The sequence below is a fragment of the Cytobacillus oceanisediminis 2691 genome (genome assembly GCF_000294775.2).
Lineage (GTDB): Bacteria > Bacillota > Bacilli > Bacillales > Cytobacillaceae > Cytobacillus > Cytobacillus pseudoceanisediminis.
Genome location: NZ_CP015506.1, coordinates 582,496 through 602,974, shown reverse-complemented (window position 1 = coordinate 602,974; position 20,479 = coordinate 582,496). Strand labels below are relative to the sequence as shown.

The 20,479-nt window shown below is 43.2% G+C and carries 18 protein-coding genes and 1 pseudogene; 2 read left to right on the top strand and 17 right to left on the bottom strand.

What is annotated here, in order from left to right:
• Positions 1-164: 164 nt before the first annotated feature.
• The 14 genes from A361_RS03200 to A361_RS03135 form a co-directional block, all read right to left on the bottom strand.
• Entirely contained in the window at positions 165-374 is a 210-nt protein-coding gene (locus tag A361_RS03200) for a hypothetical protein (protein WP_009335393.1), read from the bottom strand.
• Between the two features lie 156 nt (positions 375-530).
• On the bottom strand, positions 531-1,238 hold the full coding sequence (locus A361_RS03195; RefSeq protein WP_019380236.1) for a DNA alkylation repair protein: 708 nt from the start codon (positions 1,236-1,238) through the stop codon (positions 531-533).
• A gap of 49 nt (positions 1,239-1,287) precedes the next feature.
• Positions 1,288-1,983 (bottom strand): peptidase E, encoded by a 696-nt coding sequence (locus A361_RS03190; protein WP_019380235.1) that lies wholly within the window; start codon positions 1,981-1,983, stop codon positions 1,288-1,290.
• 118 nt (positions 1,984-2,101) lie between these two features.
• The gene (locus A361_RS03185) at positions 2,102-3,346 is read right to left on the bottom strand and encodes an MFS transporter (protein WP_009335396.1); all 1,245 of its coding nucleotides are present in this window, start codon (positions 3,344-3,346) and stop codon (positions 2,102-2,104) included.
• Between the two features lie 384 nt (positions 3,347-3,730).
• Positions 3,731-4,834 (bottom strand): D-xylose ABC transporter substrate-binding protein, encoded by a 1,104-nt coding sequence (gene xylF / locus A361_RS03180; protein ID WP_019380234.1) that lies wholly within the window; start codon positions 4,832-4,834, stop codon positions 3,731-3,733.
• A complete protein-coding gene (locus A361_RS03175) occupies positions 4,831-6,372 on the bottom strand; it encodes a response regulator (protein ID WP_019380233.1) in 1,542 nt (513 codons plus the stop codon). The genes xylF and A361_RS03175 overlap by 4 nt, the downstream gene beginning before the upstream one ends.
• Positions 6,369-7,808, bottom strand: coding sequence for a sensor histidine kinase (locus A361_RS03170; RefSeq protein ID WP_019380232.1), 1,440 nt, complete (start codon positions 7,806-7,808; stop codon positions 6,369-6,371). Before A361_RS03170 ends, A361_RS03175 begins: the two co-directional genes overlap by 4 nt.
• Entirely contained in the window at positions 7,805-8,782 is a 978-nt protein-coding gene (locus A361_RS03165) for a sugar ABC transporter substrate-binding protein (RefSeq protein ID WP_019380231.1), read from the bottom strand. The genes A361_RS03170 and A361_RS03165 overlap by 4 nt, the downstream gene beginning before the upstream one ends.
• A 212-nt stretch (positions 8,783-8,994) precedes the next feature.
• Positions 8,995-10,170: a sugar ABC transporter permease gene (locus A361_RS03160; RefSeq protein WP_019380230.1), complete on the bottom strand. Its 1,176-nt coding sequence runs from the start codon at positions 10,168-10,170 to the stop codon at positions 8,995-8,997.
• A gap of 12 nt (positions 10,171-10,182) precedes the next feature.
• Entirely contained in the window at positions 10,183-11,703 is a 1,521-nt protein-coding gene (locus tag A361_RS03155; protein ID WP_019380229.1) for a sugar ABC transporter ATP-binding protein, read from the bottom strand.
• Between the two features lie 81 nt (positions 11,704-11,784).
• Positions 11,785-12,897: a sugar ABC transporter substrate-binding protein gene (locus A361_RS03150; RefSeq protein WP_019380228.1), complete on the bottom strand. Its 1,113-nt coding sequence runs from the start codon at positions 12,895-12,897 to the stop codon at positions 11,785-11,787.
• 232 nt (positions 12,898-13,129) lie between these two features.
• Positions 13,130-13,903 carry a TerC family protein gene (locus A361_RS03145; protein WP_019380227.1) on the bottom strand — a complete coding sequence of 258 codons (774 nt, stop codon included), beginning with the start codon at positions 13,901-13,903 and terminating at the stop codon, positions 13,130-13,132.
• Between the two features lie 135 nt (positions 13,904-14,038).
• Positions 14,039-14,896 (bottom strand): manganese catalase family protein, encoded by an 858-nt coding sequence (locus tag A361_RS03140; protein WP_009335405.1) that lies wholly within the window; start codon positions 14,894-14,896, stop codon positions 14,039-14,041.
• A 46-nt stretch (positions 14,897-14,942) separates the two neighbouring features.
• Positions 14,943-16,151 (bottom strand): erythromycin esterase family protein, encoded by a 1,209-nt coding sequence (locus tag A361_RS03135; protein WP_019380226.1) that lies wholly within the window; start codon positions 16,149-16,151, stop codon positions 14,943-14,945.
• A 168-nt stretch (positions 16,152-16,319) separates the two neighbouring features.
• On the opposite strand from A361_RS03135, the gene A361_RS03130 reads away from it, so the two are divergent.
• Entirely contained in the window at positions 16,320-16,643 is a 324-nt protein-coding gene (locus tag A361_RS03130; RefSeq protein ID WP_019380225.1) for a DMT family transporter, read from the top strand.
• 1 nt (position 16,644) lies between these two features.
• On the top strand, positions 16,645-16,992 hold the full coding sequence (locus A361_RS03125) for a DMT family transporter (protein WP_019380224.1): 348 nt from the start codon (positions 16,645-16,647) through the stop codon (positions 16,990-16,992).
• A gap of 49 nt (positions 16,993-17,041) precedes the next feature.
• On the opposite strand, the gene A361_RS03120 is transcribed toward A361_RS03125, so the two are convergent.
• From A361_RS03120 to A361_RS31120, 3 genes and pseudogenes are all read right to left on the bottom strand, one after another.
• A complete protein-coding gene (locus A361_RS03120; protein WP_019380223.1) occupies positions 17,042-17,881 on the bottom strand; it encodes a MurR/RpiR family transcriptional regulator in 840 nt (279 codons plus the stop codon).
• Positions 17,882-18,039: 158 nt separating this feature from the next.
• A complete protein-coding gene (locus tag A361_RS03115) occupies positions 18,040-18,732 on the bottom strand; it encodes an N-acetylmannosamine-6-phosphate 2-epimerase (protein WP_009335410.1) in 693 nt (230 codons plus the stop codon).
• Between the two features lie 24 nt (positions 18,733-18,756).
• Positions 18,757-20,287: pseudogene (locus A361_RS31120) on the bottom strand (PTS transporter subunit EIIC).
• Between the last annotated feature and the right edge of the window lie 192 nt (positions 20,288-20,479).

Here is a 20,479-nt window from a genome sequence, read left to right as displayed (position 1 = left end):
ACAAAGAAATCACTCCTCAGAATATAGTTGCCTTTGTCAAATATAATAATTAATTTATTTGCTTCAGTCAACTTCTTTCCGGAACAAAGAGGAAGCTTGTTAAAAGAAAAAGCGCCAATTTCTTTAAATTGAAATCGGCACTTCGTTTATTTCCTTATATTCGTTTAGCGTGATGCTTTAGGCGGCTGGCACACATCACATTTACGCTGGTGATTATTTTTAAATTTCGTAAATGTTTTTTCAAACTCACTGCCGCATGCACATTTAAAAAGCAGTTTTTGAGAAAAACCATGATATTCCGTCGATAACAGCTTACTATCTGAATTTTTCTCAACAAATTCATTAATTTTACTGATTGTCCATCGTTTATTCATACTACACACCTCCATATTTAATCACTAGGCGGAGGCTTTTCTGGGCATCCGTTCCACCATGAGCACTACTCATAATTCCTAAGTTCCTCATTATAACATGGTCTGGGGACAAAGGAACAGGTTCATTGCCCCATCCATTCCAGTATCTCTGATTGTTTAACATCTTACATATTTTCGTTTAAAGCCAAGCTTCCCTCTATCTACTTCCTTCTGGATATTCTCTGAGGCGTGCAGGAAACTGCTTTTTTTCTTGTCCCGCTTCATTTCAACCGGCCCGATGGCTTTTGCTGTCTCAACTGCTTTTTCATGGAGCGGCAAATAAGAAACACCCACTGTATAGACAAAATTATTCATGGCGGATTTTGTACGCTCCGGAGAATCGTGGATGGTGTCTTTCACTTTATCAAGCATTTTGGCCAGTTTTTCTTCGGAAAATTCAGCGTCCGGACGATTCCCCAAAAGCCAGCAGTAGCAGCTCCAGCCCCCTGACATCCGCAGCTCTTCCCCGCTTTCGATCCATTTATCGGCAACAGCCTGTGCAATATCTGCTTCAGCTAATGTAACGGCCACCACATAATCGGACAGCATATAAAAATATGCATCATCCATCCAGCGGTCAAAATCCGCTTCGGTCATGGCTTCTGGATCTGCAATGATGCCTGCAAAGTACATAGCATCGTAGTTCCCTGTAGCGTATAGCTCCTCTGCCAAAGACTGATTTCTTTTAATTTTTTTGGCGATTGGCTTCATTGCACCTGTTGCCACTCCAAAAAGCGGCTCGTGCGCGCCGTTTGATATGTACATTTTCTTGGTCCGTTCCTTGCTGAGAGCTTCGAGCTCCTGCATAACCGTTTGTAAATCCATCTTTAAGCACTTCCTTCCATTTTAATAATGTTAACTTCACTTGTGCGCCTCAAGACCCCAAGTATTCTGTTTTCAGTTCAATCTCTTTTACTTCTTTATCGTAATAGACCTTATAGGCCCTGGCGTTGGGTCTTGAACTTACGATTCGGCTGACCTCTTCCTCAATAAAGTGGATAGCCACTCCATCATCCGCTGCAATTCCAGGCTTTATTTTATCAGAAGCCAAAAGCTCATGATAGGCAGGCCTTCTTTCCGCTTCCCCATCGTAATGAGGGCAATTGCTTCCTTTTAAGAAGCCCAGGCATGTTAAGGGCTCCAGTTTATCGCCATATGAATCCGTAACCCCTTCTTCAAACCAGCAAATAGATCCTGCGCTGATGCCGGCTAATACGATCCCTTGGCCCCATGCCTTTCTTAAAATCTTATCTAGTCCCCATTCTTTCCATAAAGCCAATAAATTCTTCGTATTTCCGCCTCCAACATAGATGATATCTTTATCCAGTATAAACCCCTCTATATCTCTTGTTGGCGGCTTAAATAAAGATAAGTGGGACGGCTGGCACTTCTGATTTTCAAAAAAGTCATAAAACCACTTGATGCAAATGTCGGAATCTCCTGTAGCCGTAGGAATATAACAGATTTTAGGATTTTCTTTTCCTGACTGCCGCAAAATATATTCATCTAATAATGGATTCTCCGGTTCCATAGAGAATCCCCCGCCTCCAAGAGCGATTATTTGTCTCATATTCCAGCTCCCCCCAAACATGTTTAGTATAAATATTCTCCTTCATGACTGACGTTCCTTGTTCAACTAACTAAAAAAATGGAGCTGCCCATATGACAGCTCCATTATAAAAGATATCTTACGATTCACTCAGCACTGGCTTCCCCGCTTCAAGAAGCACCTGATCCCGCCCTAATATGAATGCTAATAGGATAATGAATGCCCCTGTTCCAGCAAGAAGCCATTCGACGGCAATAATATCTGCAATTGGTCCAAATATCAGCATGCCGATCGGCATCATGGAGGTGGAGATCATCCCCATGACTCCAAACACCCTGCCTAAATAGTTCTCTTCAATTTTTTCCTGCAGCATGACAGTAGTTGGCGTGTTGAATATTGGCATCGCCACACCGAACAAGGCCATAAACACTAAATAGATCCAGAAGACCGGGACAATGCCAAGCGCCAAAGTGCATATTCCCATGATGAGACTGGCGAGGGTCATCGTTTTAATTTTATTTGGATAGCCTCCCCAGGAAGCAATGATTCCTCCGCCAATCATCATGCCGACTGAAAAAGCAATTTCAATGGCTGTCAGCTTCCATACATCTCCGCCAAAGGTGCGGGTAACCTGCAGCGGCGTCAAAAAGGCGGCAGGCGCCATTAGCACGAAGAAGACAGCAAAGAACAGGAAGAACTTTTTCAGAAATGGATTGCTGTTTACATATTGCAGACCTTCTTTAAAGTCGCTGAAGTAGCTTGTAGTCTGTTTGGCCGTGGCCTTTTCGTGCACAGCAATTTTGACAAAAGTCATCAGTGTAACAATGGCAATCGCTGCTGTGATGACATCGATGAAAAAGATGATTTCAAGTGATGACATTGCCAGCAGAGCAGCACTGACCATTGGCGAGACAAACATGATAACGGCTTGAATGCTTCCGTTTGCTCCGTTTACCTTTGTGAGCTTATCCTTCGGGACAATCTGAGGCAGAATCGCCCCGACAGCAGGAGTCTGAATCCCTGTTCCAAGGGCACGGATCGCTGCCATGACAAATAGAAGCCAAATGGATTCATAACCCATAAAAAAGAGGATAGCGAGAATCAGAGTTGAAAAGGCAATAAGACCATCTGCTAAAATAATCAGCATTTTCCGGTTATACCGGTCTGCCCAGACACCCGCGACCGGTGATAAAAAGAAGGTCGGAATAAAACCGCATATGATGTAGAGCGTCATCATCAAACCAGATTCTGTCGTTAAGGTAATATGCCACATAATGGCGTATTGAACAAGGGACGATCCAAACAGCGAGATCGTCTGACTGCTTAAAAAGAGAATAATATTCTTAAGCCAATTCTCCTGCAGATTAGGATTTTTTGTACTCATTGTCTAATCACTCATTTCTATATTAGTTAATAAAAACAAGCTTTGCCTATATTCAGTTGATTAATCCGCTCTATACATTCTATTTCTAAAGACAGCAAAAAAGAGGAGAAATTCATCTCCTCTTTAAAAATAACCGTTAAATTTAGGTTTCCTTAAATAGACAGACCAATCCCGTCGCTCTGAACATAGGCAGAGCCTTCAAACGTATTCAATTAACGATTGAAAAGCGGGTTTCTTAATCTCATTGATGCTGTCAACAGGAAAACCTCCATTTCATTTTAATTATATCAATCATACCAGCGCAGACCTGTTCATGCAATAGGGACTTAGGACAGGTTCCTCGTTCCAGTCGGGGGCCGGGAATGTGTACATGTCCTTTCGTCCCTACTTATAAACTTCTTCTCTGGAATGAAACCCATCTGCAATAATGGTACGATCCATATTGTGTTTATCGACAGCAATTGGCGAAAGAAGGACCGAGGGCACCTCGATTTTTCCATTATTAATTTTTCGGCTTGCTTCTATATTTTCTCCCTTCGCCATCCTGACCGCTAGTTCAGCAGCTTCTTTGGTGAGCGTGCCGATAGGTTTGTATACCGTCATCGTCTGGGTACCTCTGATGATCCGCTGGGCAGCGGCAAGCTCAGCATCCTGTCCTGCTACAGGAATTTTCCCTGCCAGCCCTTGCACTGCCAGTGCCTGGATGGCTCCGCCTGCGGTAGCATCGTTGGCTGCGATCACGGCATCTATTTGATTTTGGTTGGCTTTAAGAGCCTCTTCCATATTTACAAATGCATTCGCAGGCGTCCAATCTCTGGACCACTGATCATATACAATCTGTATATCGCCTTTTTCAATTAAGGGCTGAAGCACGTTAAAGACTCCTCGTTTAAATAAATGGGCGTTATGGTCAGTGATTGCTCCGCCAATGTACACATACTTCCCTTTAGGAACCAGTTTGGTGATGGCCCTTGCCTGCAGCTCTCCAACCTTTTCATTATCAAAGGATATATATAAGTCGATATCGGCATTTTTCACTAGCCGGTCATATGAGATGACTTTGATGCCTGCCTCGTGAGCTTTTTTGACGATCGAAGCGGTGGCTTCAGCATTATGGGGAACGACAACCAGCAGGTCGACCCCCTGTTTAATCAATGTTTCTGCCTGTGATATTTGGACCGCATCATCCCCATTCGCAGCCATGATCTCCACTTCGGCTCCGAGTTCTTCTACGGCCTCTTTGAACAAATCTCTATCCTTCAGCCAGCGCTCTTCCAATAAAGTATCCATTGAAAAGCCGATCTTAACGGCCTTCTCCCCATCCCCTCCTACTTGCACTTCGCCTGCAGAAGGAATTGCTTTCCTGGGATTTTTTTTGAGTGCTGTTTCCGTTTGGCAGGCTGACAGGAGGCAAACCAGAAACAGCGCAGCCAGAGTCAGCTTCCATTGAATCCTATCCATCTGTTTTGCCCCTTTTTCTTCCATCATTCTTTTTTTCCCAGAAGGGTTTTGCGGAATTCCGTCGGTGACTGGCCGCACATTTTTTTGAAAACCTTGCTGAAATAGTTCGGTTCATGATAGCCCACTTCAAAGGTGATTTCTTTCAGGCTTTTTCCGTGATCCGCCATCAGCTTCTTTGCTTTTTCAATACGGCATTCAGTCAGGAAATCGATATAATTTATCCCGAGTTTCTCCTTGAACATTTTACTGATATAGATCGGGCTTAGCTCCACTTTCCTACCCAATGCTTCAAGAGAAATATCCTCGTGGGAATGTTCGGTAATATATTGTTTCAGCTGGTGGATAGTATCCGCTTCCAGCCTGTCGTAATGCTCCATATACGCCTTCTTCATTTGCTTTACCAATTGATTCGTTTCAGCGCGCAGCTGCCGGAAATCCTGGGTTTGATACGCAAAAAATGGCGCAGGAGCTTCAACCCCAATCTCACTCATTACACGTGAAGCAATCCAGAGCAGCTGCAGCACCCGCTGCTGCGCTTGAATCACCCCTTTCCTTTCTGTTTCACATCGCTGGATCATTTCCATTACACTTAAGCTGATTTGCTGCCATTTACCAAGCCTGACTTGATCGAAAAACTGTTTTTCCCGCTCTTTGGTCAGCTGCAGATCTTCCCCTGCGCTAAGCACTGGCACATCGGAATAAAATCGGTATTTAACAGGGAGGGTTGAATCCAGGGTGGCAATAAGAGATTCCTGATAGGACTGACGGATGGACTGCATTGATCCACAAGCGTTCCCAATCCCGACGAACCAGCCTTCTGATAAGCCTTTTTTCGCAAGAGACAGAATTTCTCCGGCTATAAATATGGCCTGTGAACGGAATGATTGCTGTTTTTTCCTAAAAACGATGATGGGAAGCTGGCGGCCATATAGTGCACCTACCCATGCACTGCCTGCTTGCCTGACCTTCTCTTTGACCGAGGTATAGAGGTGTTCTTGTCCATCAGGGAGCAGGATGCTCATGACAAACTGTTCATCTGTTGAGCGAATATCGAGCATTTCCACCAGCATATCCAGATGAACTTCATGGACATGATCGAACAGCAGCTGTGTCACTACATCCGTCTCAATGACCGGAAGAGCCTTTTGCAGCGCATCCTGCTGAAGCTTCGTCATTTCACGGAATCTCCGCTCTTCCTCAATCTGTTCAAGCACCTTCCCGACTGTTGCTTCAATTTCCGTTATCTTGCTTGGCTTCAGTAAATAATCCTTGACCCCAAGCTTTATCGCCTGCCGGGCATAATCGAATGTATCGAATGCTGTAATCATAATAAATTTAATATGCGGATCGGCTTCACTGATTTGCTTAATAGCTTCCAGGCCATTCAGCCCTGGCATCTGAATGTCCATCAGGATTAAATCAGGGTTAAACGCTTTAGCCAATTGAACGGCCATCTTTCCATTTTTGGCCTGGCTGATTTCAACGCCAGGAAAGGCCTTTTGCAGAATCACTTCCAGTCCTTCCCGTTCAATTTGTTCATCATCCGCGATCAGGAGTCTTGTCATGCTGCCCCCCTCCTATCTTTCGGTATTGTTATTACTACTTTTGTGCCGGCAGCACTGCTCTCAATGTTCATGACATCTTCATTGCCGTAAAAAAGGCGCAAACGCCTGACAACATTGGTAAACCCTATGCCCGTAGAGTTTCCATCTTTTTGAATGAACTGCCCTTGAAGAATCTGTTTAATTTTAAATTCCTCAATACCTGGACCATCGTCTTCCACTTCTATAATCACACAGTCATTTCCGTCCTGAATGCGAAACCAGATAATTCCCCCATCTTCTCTTGGCTCGACTGCATAGTTGACGGCATTCTCGATGATCGGCTGCAGTGTGAGACCCGGAATGTCCACATTCAGACACGTTTCATCTATTGACATTTTCAAATGCAGGCGATCTGTAAATCTGGCTTTTTGAATATCCATGTATTGCTGCAGGACCATCACTTCTTCTCTAAGTGTTACTGGCCTATCAAGCCTTTTTAAGTTATAGCGCAGCAGGCCGGCAACACTAACAAGCAGGTCGCTGGTTTCATGAGAGCCTTCCAGATAGGCTTTCTTGGAAAGGGTATTTAATGTGTTAAATAAAAAATGAGGATTAATCTGGCTTTGCAGGTTCAAGAGCTGGCTTTCCTTCAGCAATAACTTGCTTTCCTGCAGCTCATGCTCCAGCTGCGCCTTATGCTGGATCTCTGAAATTAGGTTATTGATATTAATCCGCATCCGGTCAAAGGTCTGGGCAAGAAAAGCAATTTCATCATTCGAATCAACCTTTATCGGCAAGTGAAATCTGCCCCTCGATAACTCATTGGCTGCCTGGGTCAGCTTCTGTACAGGCTTCGTAATGCTTAAGGAAAAGCCATAGGTCAAGAACATTAAGAGGCAGGTGATTATCAGCATCAGCCAAATCCCCAGTTTTTTGATTTCTTCGGACTGGTCAATAATCCCCCGGTAAAGCCGTTCATACGTATTCAGTTCACTATCAATCAGCGTCAGCGTCATCTCGGAGATATACATCGAGATGCGCGTCGCTTCTGAGAATTCCTTTGCCGAATCCTCTGTCTCCTTTTCATTAAAATAAAGAAGGGAGCGGTCAGTTGTCTCAACCAGGCTGTCAATCAAATTCATATAATTTGTCAAAGCGAAATCATTTTCTGAATTTCGAAGATATGAAACTTCCCTTTTTGCATTTTCTATTTTTCCCCTACTTTTGTTCAGTTTGTCCAGATTTTCGGGAATAGGCGTGATGAAGTAGTTATTCAAGTCTGCAATCATCTGCTGGCTTGTTCTTGTAACTTCATTCATTCGAAGGTACCGCTGAAGAATTTCATTATATTGATTCTGAGTTTTCTGATTATAATAGGTGAGTGTGATCCATATGGCTGCCATAATCAATAGAATCACAGTCGTGAGTGTCCAGATTTTCTTATGAATTTTGTTCATTGCTTTTCCATCGCCTTTAATATCCTGATATCGGTGAGATAGCCTTCAGATTTCAGCGGCACTTCTTCATCCCTAAGCCATTTCAAAATCAGCTCTACACTGAGGCTTCCCATCTTTTCAGGAGACTGTTCAATGATTCCATCAAGTTTCCCCTGAGTAAGCAAAGATATTGAATCCGGACCATCGTCAAAAGAATAGATATAATAAGGTTCTACCTGTGATCGCCTTCCAATTTCCTGAATCATCGCTCCGGCTATATTTGCCTTAATAGCTATAAAACTATCAGTATCCGGATTTTGATTCAGCATGTTCTGAGTGGCAGCGATAATTTCCTCCCTAACATCAGTCGTTTCCGCATAGACTGTCTGGATATTTGGATAATCCTTCAGTACTTCATGAATGCCATCAAGGCGCTGCCGCTGATAAAACTCTTTATGCTTGTCACCCATGAGAATGACTTTTCCTTTATGGCCCATATCGTCAAGAAGCTGTTTCGCAATTAACTGCCCGGCCAGATATTGATCCGAGCCGACGTACGTTTTTCTCAAACTTTCAGATTTGGCCACGTCATTGGCCACCGTAATAATCGGGATTCCATAAAAAGCTGCTTTTATCTTTGTTAAATCTTTGAATTCCTGAGTGTCCAGACCCTGAACAATGATGCCGTCCACTTTTGATTGAATGGCTATCTCTAACTTTTTCAAAAATTCCTCTTGATTCTTTCCATAACTTCCCCAGACTTCCAGGCTTGCCCCATCCTTCCGTGCTTGTTCCTGTGCAGCAATACCTGCCTTGTCCCAGAAAGGGGTCTCTAATTCCTGCGTTATCAGGACAAGCCGATATTTCGCTTCCTGGCCATCTGATGCAGCTGGGAGGTCCCATTCGGATGTAAACGCTTTCTTTGATAGCGTAAATGTAAAATAACCAAGGACGATACATGTAAGACAAAATACTAAAATACCCGTTTTACGCAAGGCTGTATCTCCGTTTCCTAAGTATGAACAGCTAAATAATTTTAATCATATCACCTTTTTAAGGCTTATAGAAGAGTTAGAAAGAGAGAGGATTTTCTGCTGTTAACAGGAGGATAATCGGTGCTTTAGGAAATGCTGCCCACCTGCATTTTAAGGGCATCCTTTTGCCGGATGCCCCATTTTCGAAACTGCTAATGCAGGAAACTGGTAATCTACCCTCTCTTCTTTCGGGTCATGACATCAAAAATCACAGCACCCGCCAATACGCCTCCGCGGATCATATACTGGAGGGAAACCCCTACCCCGAGCAGATTCATGCCGCTTGATAAAGAGGCCATGACTACAGCACCGATAATGGCACCAGTGATTTTGCCCACGCCCCCTGCAGAAGAAACCCCGCCGACATAAGCAGCTGCAATGGCATCGAGTTCAAATAATGTCCCAGCTGTTGTAGTCGCTGACTGAAGACGTGAGGTGAATAATATGCCGGAAAGAGCTGCCAGCATCCCCATTGAACCGAATACTATATACGTAATTTTATTTACATTGATTCCGCTCAGATGTGCCGCTTCCGGATTGCTTCCCACAGCATATATATGTCTGCCAAGAACGGTTTTCGTTGTCAGAAAGTGATAGATGACAACCACTAAAAGCATAATGACAACCGTCCAGGAAAATCCATTGTAGCCTGCCAGGATCCAGGTAATATAGGAAATGATAGCAGAAACAAAAACTAATTTGACAATAAAAATCCCTTTTGACACTACCTCGAATTGATAGTTGATCTTGTTTTTCCGCGTGGAAATTTCACTGTATATATACAGCAATATGGCCAGTACACCCAGAATCAGTGTCAGGAGATGCAGTCCATTCACTTGCATAATCGAAGGAATGAATCCGTTTCCGATTGCATTAAATCCATCATCCTTGACGATAATGGTCCCGGTCTTCTCTGTTACCTGAAGGAGTGCACCTCTAAAGATCAGCATTCCTGCAAGAGTAGCTACGAAGGATGGGATACCGAACTTTGCAACTAAAAGGCCATTGAATAGCCCGACAAAAATACCCATCACCAGGATAATCGGAATGGTGATATAAAACGCTACTCCCATTCCCGTCAGGAGAATCGCAGCAATCGCTCCCAAAAATCCAGCGACGAACCCGACTGAGAGGTCAATGTGCCGGATCACGATAACCAGCGTCATCCCCACTGCAAGGACAGCGATATATCCCGTTGAATCCAGCAGATTGCTTATATTTCGCGAAGACATAAACAGACCGTCAGTCATAATGGTGAAGGTGAGCATAATCACGAATAAGGCAATGTACATGCCATAGTCACGGATATTATCTTTAAATAGCGTTTTCGCTTCGTTAATAAATTCCATTAGTTTAACCTCCTATTGCGTAGCAAGCTGCATGATGCTTTCCTGATTTGCTTCTTCAATCGACAGCTCGCCTTTAATTTGGCCTTCCGCCATGACATAGACACGATCGCTCATCCCCAGAACCTCACCCAGTTCTGAAGAAATCATAATGATGCTCATACCTTCCTCGATCAATTGATTCATAATCGTATAAATCTCGAATTTAGCGCCAACGTCAATGCCCCGCGTCGGCTCGTCCAGGATCAGCAATTTCGGCCCGACAAATAGCCATTTGCCCAGGGACACTTTCTGCTGGTTCCCCCCGCTCAAATTGCCGACAACCTGTTCAAGGGAAGATGCTTTAATATACATGGACTTTTTATATTCCATTGTTTCCTTTACTTCTTCGTTATCATTAATCACTCCATTTACAGCAATCCGTTTGAGGTTTGCCGCAGAAATGTTGTTTTTAATATCCTGTATTAAAAACAGGCCGTCCCCTTTTCGGTCTTCCGTCACGTACGCAATCCCTGACCTGATGGCGTCACTCGGATGCTTCAGCGTTTTTGGAACGCCATCCACCAATAGTTCGCCGTGTAGTTTATAAGATTTTGGATTTCCGAAAATACTCAGGGCAAGTTCTGTCCTGCCTGACCCCATCAAGCCCGCAATCCCGACAATTTCTCCTTTCTTAACATGAAAATTAACATCTTTTACAACCTGCCTGCCCAAATGCACAGCATACGCGGACCAGCTGCGAAGCTCAAGAACAGGATCGCCAAATGTTTTGTTCGGCCTCTTTGGATAAATATCTTCAATCTCCCTGCCAACCATGTTTTTAATAATGACATTTTCAGAGATTTCTCCTTTTGAGGCGTCCAGGGTACAAATGGTTTGGCCGTCACGAAGCACAGTCGCTTTATCTGCAATCGAGATGACTTCTTTCAGCTTATGGGAGATCATGATGCAGGTAATTCCCTGCTCTTTCAGCTCCCCTAACAAATCTAGAAGATTTTCGCTGTCATCCTCATTAAGTGCTGCAGTCGGCTCATCCAGGATAAGCATTTTCACGTCCTTGCTTAAAGCTTTGGCAATTTCAACTAATTGCTGTTTTCCAACGCTCAGGTCTTTTACGAGCGTTTCTGGATTCACATCGAGCTTAACCTTATCCAGCATTTTTTTAGCTTCAGCAATGGTCCGGTTCCAATCGACGATTCCACCTTGCTTAATTTCATTGCCCGCGAAGATATTTTCATAGACTGTGAGATCCGGAAACAATGCAAGTTCCTGGTAGATAATGACGATTCCTGCTTTTACACTGTCACTGATCTTGTTGAATTGCTGCACACTGCCCTCAAATACAATGTCACCCTCATATGTGCCATATGGATATACGCCGCTGAGCACCTTCATCAGTGTGGATTTACCTGCTCCGTTTTCACCAATCAAGCAGTGGATCTCACCTTTCTCCACTTTGAAATTGACATTGCTGAGCGCTTTGACACCTGTAAATTCCTTGGAAATCCCGTGCATTTCCAAAATATTATCGTTCATTATGATTCCCCCTAGCCAAACAGCTATCAGAAGGAGAAATAGTGATAGAAGCATCTATCACTATTTCTCCTCCTTTATTGATTAAAGTCCTGTAAATTCATCCGCTTTATAGTATTCAGAATCAATCAGTTCTTTTTTCACGTTATCTTTGTCGACAACGATTACAGCTGTTTGCTTTGCTTTTACTTCAATCTTGCCGTTGTCGTAAGAACCAGTTGTCTCAGGGTCTTTGTCTTCAAGGATATCGATCGCCATGCCCATTGCATCTTTCACGAGAGTACGAACATCCTTGAATACTGTCATGGATTGCTTTTCATCAATAACGTATTGAATGGAAGCCTTCTCTGCATCCTGACCTGTTACAAGATAGCTGGATACTGCACTGTCAGTTCCAAAAACATCTGCAATGGAACGGGCCGTTCCGTCGTTCGGAGCAAGAATTGCCACATCGCCCTTCATATCGTCAGAAGCTGCAGTCAAATGCGTTTGTGCCTTGTTCTTCGCTTCGTTTGGATCCCAGTTCGTTGTCACCTGGCCAATGATTTTGCTTAGCTGGTCACGGGACAGATCAGCTGTCTCTTTCAAAGCTTCGGCTTCGCTTGAATTAGCAATCTTGAATGTGCCATCTGCAATCTTAGGCTGAAGCACACTCCATGCTCCCTGGAAGAATAGGAAAGCATTGTTATCAGAAGCAGCGCCTGCGTATAGATACAGAGGCACGTCCTTGCCCGTTGCGTTATCTGCCAGGTATTGTGCCTGTGCAGCTCCTACAGCAAGGCTGTCAAATGTTACATAATAATCAATTGCATCTGTATTGGTAATTAAACGGTCATAGGATATGACTTTTACCCCATCTTTCTTCGCAGCCTCAACCGCTGCAGCAGCTGCATCGCCATCTTGCGGACAGATAATCAGCACATCAATCCCTTTGTTCAGCAATGTCTCTACATTTTCTTTTTCCTTAGCCGAAGATCCCTGGCTAAACAAAATCTCAGTTGTATATTCCGTTCCTTTTAACGCATCTTTAAATCTTTGCTCATCCTGAACCCATCTGGGCTCATCTTTCGTTGGCAAAACGATACCGACACTTACCTCACTGCTTCCGCCGCCAGTGCCCTGGCTGCATCCTGCTGCAATAAACGCAAACATCATAACCGTCAGCATAAGAGAAATGACTTTCCACTTTCTTTTCATTCTTTTTCCCCCTTTATAATGGATAAAAATTACCTGCCTACAGGAAAAATTATAACTTTATTACCAGCCCGTGAAAGCGTTATCACTAGCACTCTTTTAATATCACCTGTAATTTTTTATACTTAATTCAATCTCAAATTTTTCTTCCACAATAAAAAAAAGACAGCTGCACTAGCTGCATTTTTTATGTCCATAAAAAAATGCGTTAATCCAAAGATCAACGCATTTCTCTTTATAAAGCTTCACCCTCAGTTTGCTTCTTACCCGGCGCAAACCAGCCAAACAGGGCAATGGCCACCAATACGCCATAAAAGACCAATGTCCAGCCTGTACTATGAGGAAAATGATGATCAAGGACACCGATATCCTCATGGGCAAGTGTAATAACAGCAAGCTTGACACCAACCCAGGCGACAATCGCATAAGCGGTTGTTTCTAATGCCGGCCGTTTAGCAAGGAGCTTAACAAACCAGGTAGCCGCGAACTTAATCAGGATCAGTCCGGCAATCCCGCCTAGCACCACTACAATAAACTGGCCGCCATCCATGCCGCCGAAATCGTCAAGCGGTGAATCCGGCAGACCTAGTGCCAGCGCAACAGCAGCAAGAATCGAATCGATGGCAAAGGCAAGATCGGCTAATGCAATCTTCCCTACGGTTGGCCAAAATCCTTTCCCTGCCGCTTCTTCCTTCACATCCTCACGAATATTTTCGTTTTCTTTTCCGAACTTGGCCTTAATTACATGTTTTAAGCCAAGGTACAATAGATATGCCGCTCCAATCGCCTGGATCTGCCAGACGTTTGCAATAAATGAAATGGCAAAAAGCGCACCAAACCGGAAAACGAAAGCCATAATGATTCCATAATTAATTGCCTTTTTCTTCTGATCTTCGGGTAAATGCTTCGCTATGACGGCTAAGACAAGAGCATTGTCAGCCGACAGCAATCCTTCCAGACCAATTAATATCAATAATGCCCAGGCATACTCGAGCCAAATGGACTCCATCCGCGACACTCCTTTCTGCAACAAAAATGTTCTTCATTGATTCGATAACTATAGATTCCCCAAAATTGCTGAAGGAAACCTTAAAAATATATAATAAAATGGCGTCCTATATTCAGGACGCCAGAAGAAAAAAAACTAATTATTCAAATCAAAAAGACCCGGGGCATGCTCATTTGGCATATCAGGCATTTCAGGAACAGGATAGCCTTTTGGCGGTTCTACAACGGCAAGATCTCCGCCATTTCTGCTTGGAGTGGTCCCCTGGAAAACCTCACCGATCCGGGTATCATCAAGCCTGAAATTAAACTGGGCATTGTGGAAGCCCATTTCCACATATTTTCGGCATTCAGGGTATTTATTTAGATCGTAATTAGGAATCGGGAATATTTTGCCCCAATCCACTCCTAACGTTTCCAGTGCTTTTGCGAATGCATTTTGATGGGCATTATCCCGGACAATCAGGAAGGCAATCGTCTCTCTTAGCGTCTTATTGCTGCTCATCTCGTAAATCCTTGATTTCTGGAGAACACCTGTCGATTCAAGAACGACATTATTCAGGAGGTTGGCCACCAGGTTGCCGTGGTCATATACCCAGGATCCGTTCCACGGGTTACCGCCAGCATCGACAGGAAGAGATGCCTTTGCCCCCATAATAAAATGATGAGGGTTAGCTCCTCCTTGAATCACATCGTCCAATGGAGCCCCATCTTCAGCCTGATTGCCTGGCATACTTCCGCCAGCATCATTTAGAAGCTGATTAATCGTAGTTTGAACGAGTTCAACATGACTTAGCTCTTCCAAAAACACACCTCTGATCAGATCACGATATTGCTTCGCTTTTCCTCTGAAATTTGCACTCTGGAATGAAAACTGCATCAGCGTCCTCATTTCACCAAACTGCCCGCCCAACGCCTCCTGCAGCACTTTCGCCGCATGCGGATCCGGCTTATCCGGCACAATCATATTAATTAAATCTTCTTTATAAAAGTACATGTTCATCATTCTCCTTTTTCCAGCATTCTTAATTAGAATGCCTTGCCTAAAGGAGCCTATTCATAAAATAAGCAGGAGGCTTAACCTTTCTGCAAAACATGATGCCGTCATAGTGCTTTTGCGGATATATGGCAATAGGCAACAGCCCTATCATGCCAGCTTCGAGGAGCCGCCACCTCCGATTCAGCCAGTTCCGCTTTGGAAGCCCCTTTTCACATAAAGGCACAAAACTGTCATGCCTACAGGCTTCCAGAAGTAAACTTTCTAACTGTTTTTTAGACAAATTAATGGGAAAGTTCACTCTAAGCAGGGAGGCAAGCTCACCTTCTCCGGCATAATAACCTATGGAGTAAACTTGATCGCCATAGCATTTTGATAGCTGCTGTCCGACATTCGTGATACCAAACAGCTTAGAAGTGACTGTTTTGCTTTTTCTAATATGAAAATTATGAGCCCACACAATGACCTTTTCACCCTTGTAATACTCTTCCAATAACCACTGCAGATTTCTGAACATATACGTTCCCCGAATGACTCCTGAAGCAATCCAGCTTTTTGTATTGATTTCCAGCCACTTCAAACGGTTCTTGAGTCCCTGCCCTATAACCTTAAGGTTCCTTTCTTTTTCTATATCATCTTCCTTCAATCTGCTCTCAAAAAGCTCCAGACTGGACTGATATAGATCCATACACATTTGAATCTTTTCTTTAGCCTTCTTAGCTATTTTCGTTTGTCCCCTTATCTCCTCATCAATATTGAAAAATACTGTTTCTGCCTGATGAATGGAAGCATATACTTCTTCATCTGTATTAAACTTGAGCCATTCCAGCATGTTTTGCGATATCAGCGGGTATGCGGGCTGTATATCCATACCGGCGATATGCAGGCGGTTCGCCCAGGATTCCTGAAATAAAGGGAGCATTTCTTCATTATGAAAAATATCCAGAAGGCCATGCTGAATTTTCTCCTCAGCAGGGAGGTCTTTCAGAAGCTTTCTGCAAAATACCGCTTCAAGCAGACCGCTCTCCATGACAACCACATTAAATCCATGGACACTATGCAAATACTTAATCATATTTATTTTGCCTGTGTAAAAATCCCCGACTCCATGGCTGCTCTCTCCCAGCATCACAACCCTTTTCCCCTCAACATATGGATCCATACAGGTAAAATCAGATGGAACCGTTATTTCACAGCTCTTGCTGGCTATTTGATCTATCCAAAGTGATCTTGTTTTTCTTGTTATGAAATTCATGAACAAACCTCCATCACAAAACCGGGGAGATCTCCCTATAAGATAACTATGATTACGAATTGGAAATTAATTGGTTTCACTTTTTCTTACATTCATATACTTGGCAAAGAGAACCTTCGAAAAGGTAAAATAAATTGAATCCATTCGGAGAAGAATTGGGGAGATATTATGAATGCCTATTTACTTTTAGCATTAGCCATTGTAAGTGAAGTGTTTGGCAGTTCCATGCTTAAAGCAACAAACGGGTTCAAAAAACTACTGCCATCCCTTGGTGTAATCATTGGATACGGTGTAGCTTTTTATTCGTTATCTTTATCGTTAAAAACACTGCCGCTTGGTGTGGCTTATGCGATTTGGGCTGGCCTCGGGACCGTGCTGACAGCCTTGGTCGGAATCACCATCTATAAAGAGAATGTAAATGACAAAAAGATTCTGGGACTGGCTTTAATAGTTGGAGGAGTTATTTTATTAAATAGCGGTGGAGGCCATTAATATGAGAGGATACTTTTATTTAACAGTCTCAATCGCAGGAGAGATTTTTGCCACCACCATGCTTAAGCTGTCGGATGGCTTTACGGTGCCGCTGCCATCTGCAGGAGTCTTGTTTGGCTATGCACTTTCATTTTATTGCCTATCATTATGTCTTAAAACCATTCCATTAAGTCTGGCTTATGCCATTTGGTCAGGAGCAGGAACAGCGTTAACTGCGTTAATCGGTGCCGTACTATGGGGAGAAGCATTCAGCAGCCTCAAGATACTGGGAATCATACTGATTATCGGCGGAATAATCGCATTGAATTCTTCCAGTAATGAAGAGACTGCAAAAGAGCCTTCACGTTAGGGCTCTTTTATGTTTCCATGACTTATCTTCATTTATGCCTTTTCCCTTATTAGATATTCTTCAAGGCCCTCAATGTCTTATCCCGAATCTGAACACGATTGATATAGTCCTTCGCAACAAGTTCTGTGTAAAGCAAGTCAAAGAGCAGGAAGAGCGGCAGTGTTGGAGAGATGTTCTGGCTCATATGCATACTGTTTTTACTAGTAACCAGAAGGGATAGATCTGCCAGCCGGGAGAGTTCGGATGTTTTATCACTTGAGATAGCAAGGACTGACGCACCTTGTCTCTTGGAAATTTTGACAGCATCGATTATTTCTTTTGTTTTCCCTGAAACAGAAATGCCAATGACAAGGCTTCTGTCTGAGCTTAATGCTGCATCCATCACAGCTTGATGAGGGTCTGTAATCGACTCAACCTGGATTCCGATCCGAAAAAACTTCCATTTAAACTCCTGTGCTGCAATCCCTGAGTTGCCGATGCCGTATACATGCACTCTCTCCGCTTTCGTTAACAGGGTAATAGCTTGCTGAATATCAAAATAAGTCATGTTCCGGAAAGTCGTTTCGATGATCTCTAAATGGTTTTGATAGAGATTGGAAAAATAATCAATCTCTTTGATGTCACTGGACGCTGCCGGCTTATTTCTTAAGTCGATATATCTCTTTAATTCGTGCTTGAATTCATTAAACCCTGAAAAAGAGATTTTCTGACAGAATCGGGTAATCGTAGCAGGAGAAATATGAATTTTTTTCGCGATTTGATTGATTGACAATTGGCTGATTTCATCAGGATTTCCGATTATATATTTTGCTAATTCCGACTCCGAGCTTGTGAACTTTTCCATCGAGCAGGCTATGCCATGAAGAAGGTTCTCACCGAGATATTCCATATTCCATCTCCTTTTTAGATATCCTTAGGTTCATTATACAAGATGATAACCATATTTTTGTTCAAAGGGCAGAAAACTATGAAATATCTATAACTAGCCTCACTAAAGCAAAAAGCTGAAAACAACAGTCAGAAGACTGAGTTGTTTTCAGCTGATCCTTATTTTTTAATAGCCTCTACAAATCTTTTCGTGATGATCTGCGGTCTTGTTATTGCACCGCCTACCACAACCGAGTGAACATGAAAGTCCAGTACTGAACGGGCAATCTCCGGAGTGGAGACATTTCCTTCAGCTATAACCTTTGCATGCTTCACTTCTTTGACGATTTGTTTGATCACGGAGTAGTCATGATCATCGATTTTCAATCCTTTTGTCTCTTCTGTATATCCGTATAATGTTGGTGCGACAATATCAAATCCAAGCTCATCGGCCAAAATGGCTTCTTCTACTGAAGAGACATCGCCCATCAGCAGTATATGAGGATACTTTGATCTTACCTCCTGATAAAACGATTCCAGATCGTTTCCATCCGGCCGGATCCGGGTCGTTGCATCTGTTGCTATGATTTCGGCACCCGTCTCAGCTAAGGCATCGATCTCTTTCATCGTTGGTGTAATAAAGACAGGATGGTCCTTGTATACTTGTTTGATGATGCCAATCACAGGAAGATCAACTTGTTCTTTTATTTCCTTAATATCAGGGACAGAGTTGGCACGAATGCCAACAGCCCCTCCCTCCTTTGCAGCCAATGCCATACGTCCCATAATGAACGAGCTGTGAAGCGGTTCTCCTTCTAAAGCCTGGCAGGAAACAATTAGCCCATTTTTGATTTGTTCCAGCACTTGATGCATTTAAAAACACGTCCTTATTATTTATTACTGACCCAGATACTCTTCTATCTCGTTTTTAACAATGGTGACTTGAGGTCCATAAATAATTTGAACTCCCGTTCCCTTTTTCACAATCCCTTTTGATCCGGTCTGTTTAATGATTTCATCTTTTACCATGGATTCATCCTTTACGGTTACCCGCAGACGAGTCGCACAGCAATCAACAATATCAATATTATTTGTTCCGCCTAATCCTTCTACAATCGTTTTAGCACGATCTGTAGCTGCAACTTGCTCCGCAGCCTGTTCTTCATCTTCACGTCCCAGAACTTTGAAATTCTTTTTTCTGATTAAGAATTTAAAAGTAAAGTAGTATAGGAAGAACCATGGAATACCTACCATCAATACATATGGCCAGTTTGTTTTATCTGTCCCTTGAAGAATTCCAAATAAAATAAAATCAATAAATCCGCCTGAGAAGGTTTGGCCGACAGTAATATTGAAAATGTCCGCCATCATAAAAGCAAAACCATCGAAAATGGCATGTACTAAATAAAGAAGAGGTGCCACGAACAAGAAACTAAATTCAAGCGGCTCTGTGATGCCTGTCAAAAATGAGGTTAATGCTGCGGATAACAAAATTCCAGCAACCACTTTTCTGTTTTTCTTTTTAGAGCAATGATAAATGGCCAATGCTGCACCCGGCAACCCAAACATCATCGTAATAAAACGGCCTGACATAAATCGTGATACCCCTTCGTAATATTGTTCAGTCGAAGGATCACCCAGCTGGGCAAAAAAGATATTTTGTGTACCGCTGATTAGCTTCCCGCCAATCTCCAGTGTTCCTCCAAGAGCCGTTTGCCAGAATGGAAGATAAAAAATATGGTGCAGACCAAGCGGTCCAAGCATACGTAAAATAAATCCGTAGAATAGAGTTCCGATTTCCCCGGTGCCAGTAACAACTGATCCAAGCCATTGATTACTGCCTGGAAATATGGCCAGATCACAAATAGAATGGCTCCAACAAAAATCGAAGCAAATGAAACGACAATAGGAATAAAGCGGGACCTCCAAAGAATCCTAACACTTGAGGCAGCTGAATTTTATTGTATTTATTATGCAGGGCAGCTGCCGCTATCCCGACGATAATCCCCCCAAAAACACCGGTTTCCAAAGTTTGAATCCCGACAGCCATCCCTTGGCCGGCTCCTGCCAGGTTATCCTTCGCCAGATCTCCGGTTAAAGAAAGCAGCGCACTAATGGTGCTGTTCATAACAAAATAACCAATCATGGCTGCTAAACCAGCCGTTGCTTTATCTGAACGGGCTAAACCGATCGCTACCCCTACCGCAAATATGATCGGCAAGTTGGCAAATACGATCGAACCTGCCGAACTCATAATCGTAAAAATGGCCTGCAGCCAGCTGATATCTAAAAATGAATAAGCTGAAACCGTATTCGGGTTAGACAGCGCTACGCCAATTCCTAATAATAAACCTGCAGCCGATAAAACGGCTATTGGCAGCATAAACGATTTACCAAATTGCTGTGCTTTTTCAAAAGCCTTTTTCATTGATACTGGCCCCCTTTATCTTGATGAGATGCTTTACTGCTTTAACCTTCTATCCGTATCATATATTCCCAGCTGCAGCAGTTCAATGGGATTGAAATCGTTTTCAATCCTTTTCATCATTCTGCCGGCAACGCTGAAAATACGTTCAGTTGCTAAGGTGCCTAAAAAAACATATAGCGAAATTTGGATGCC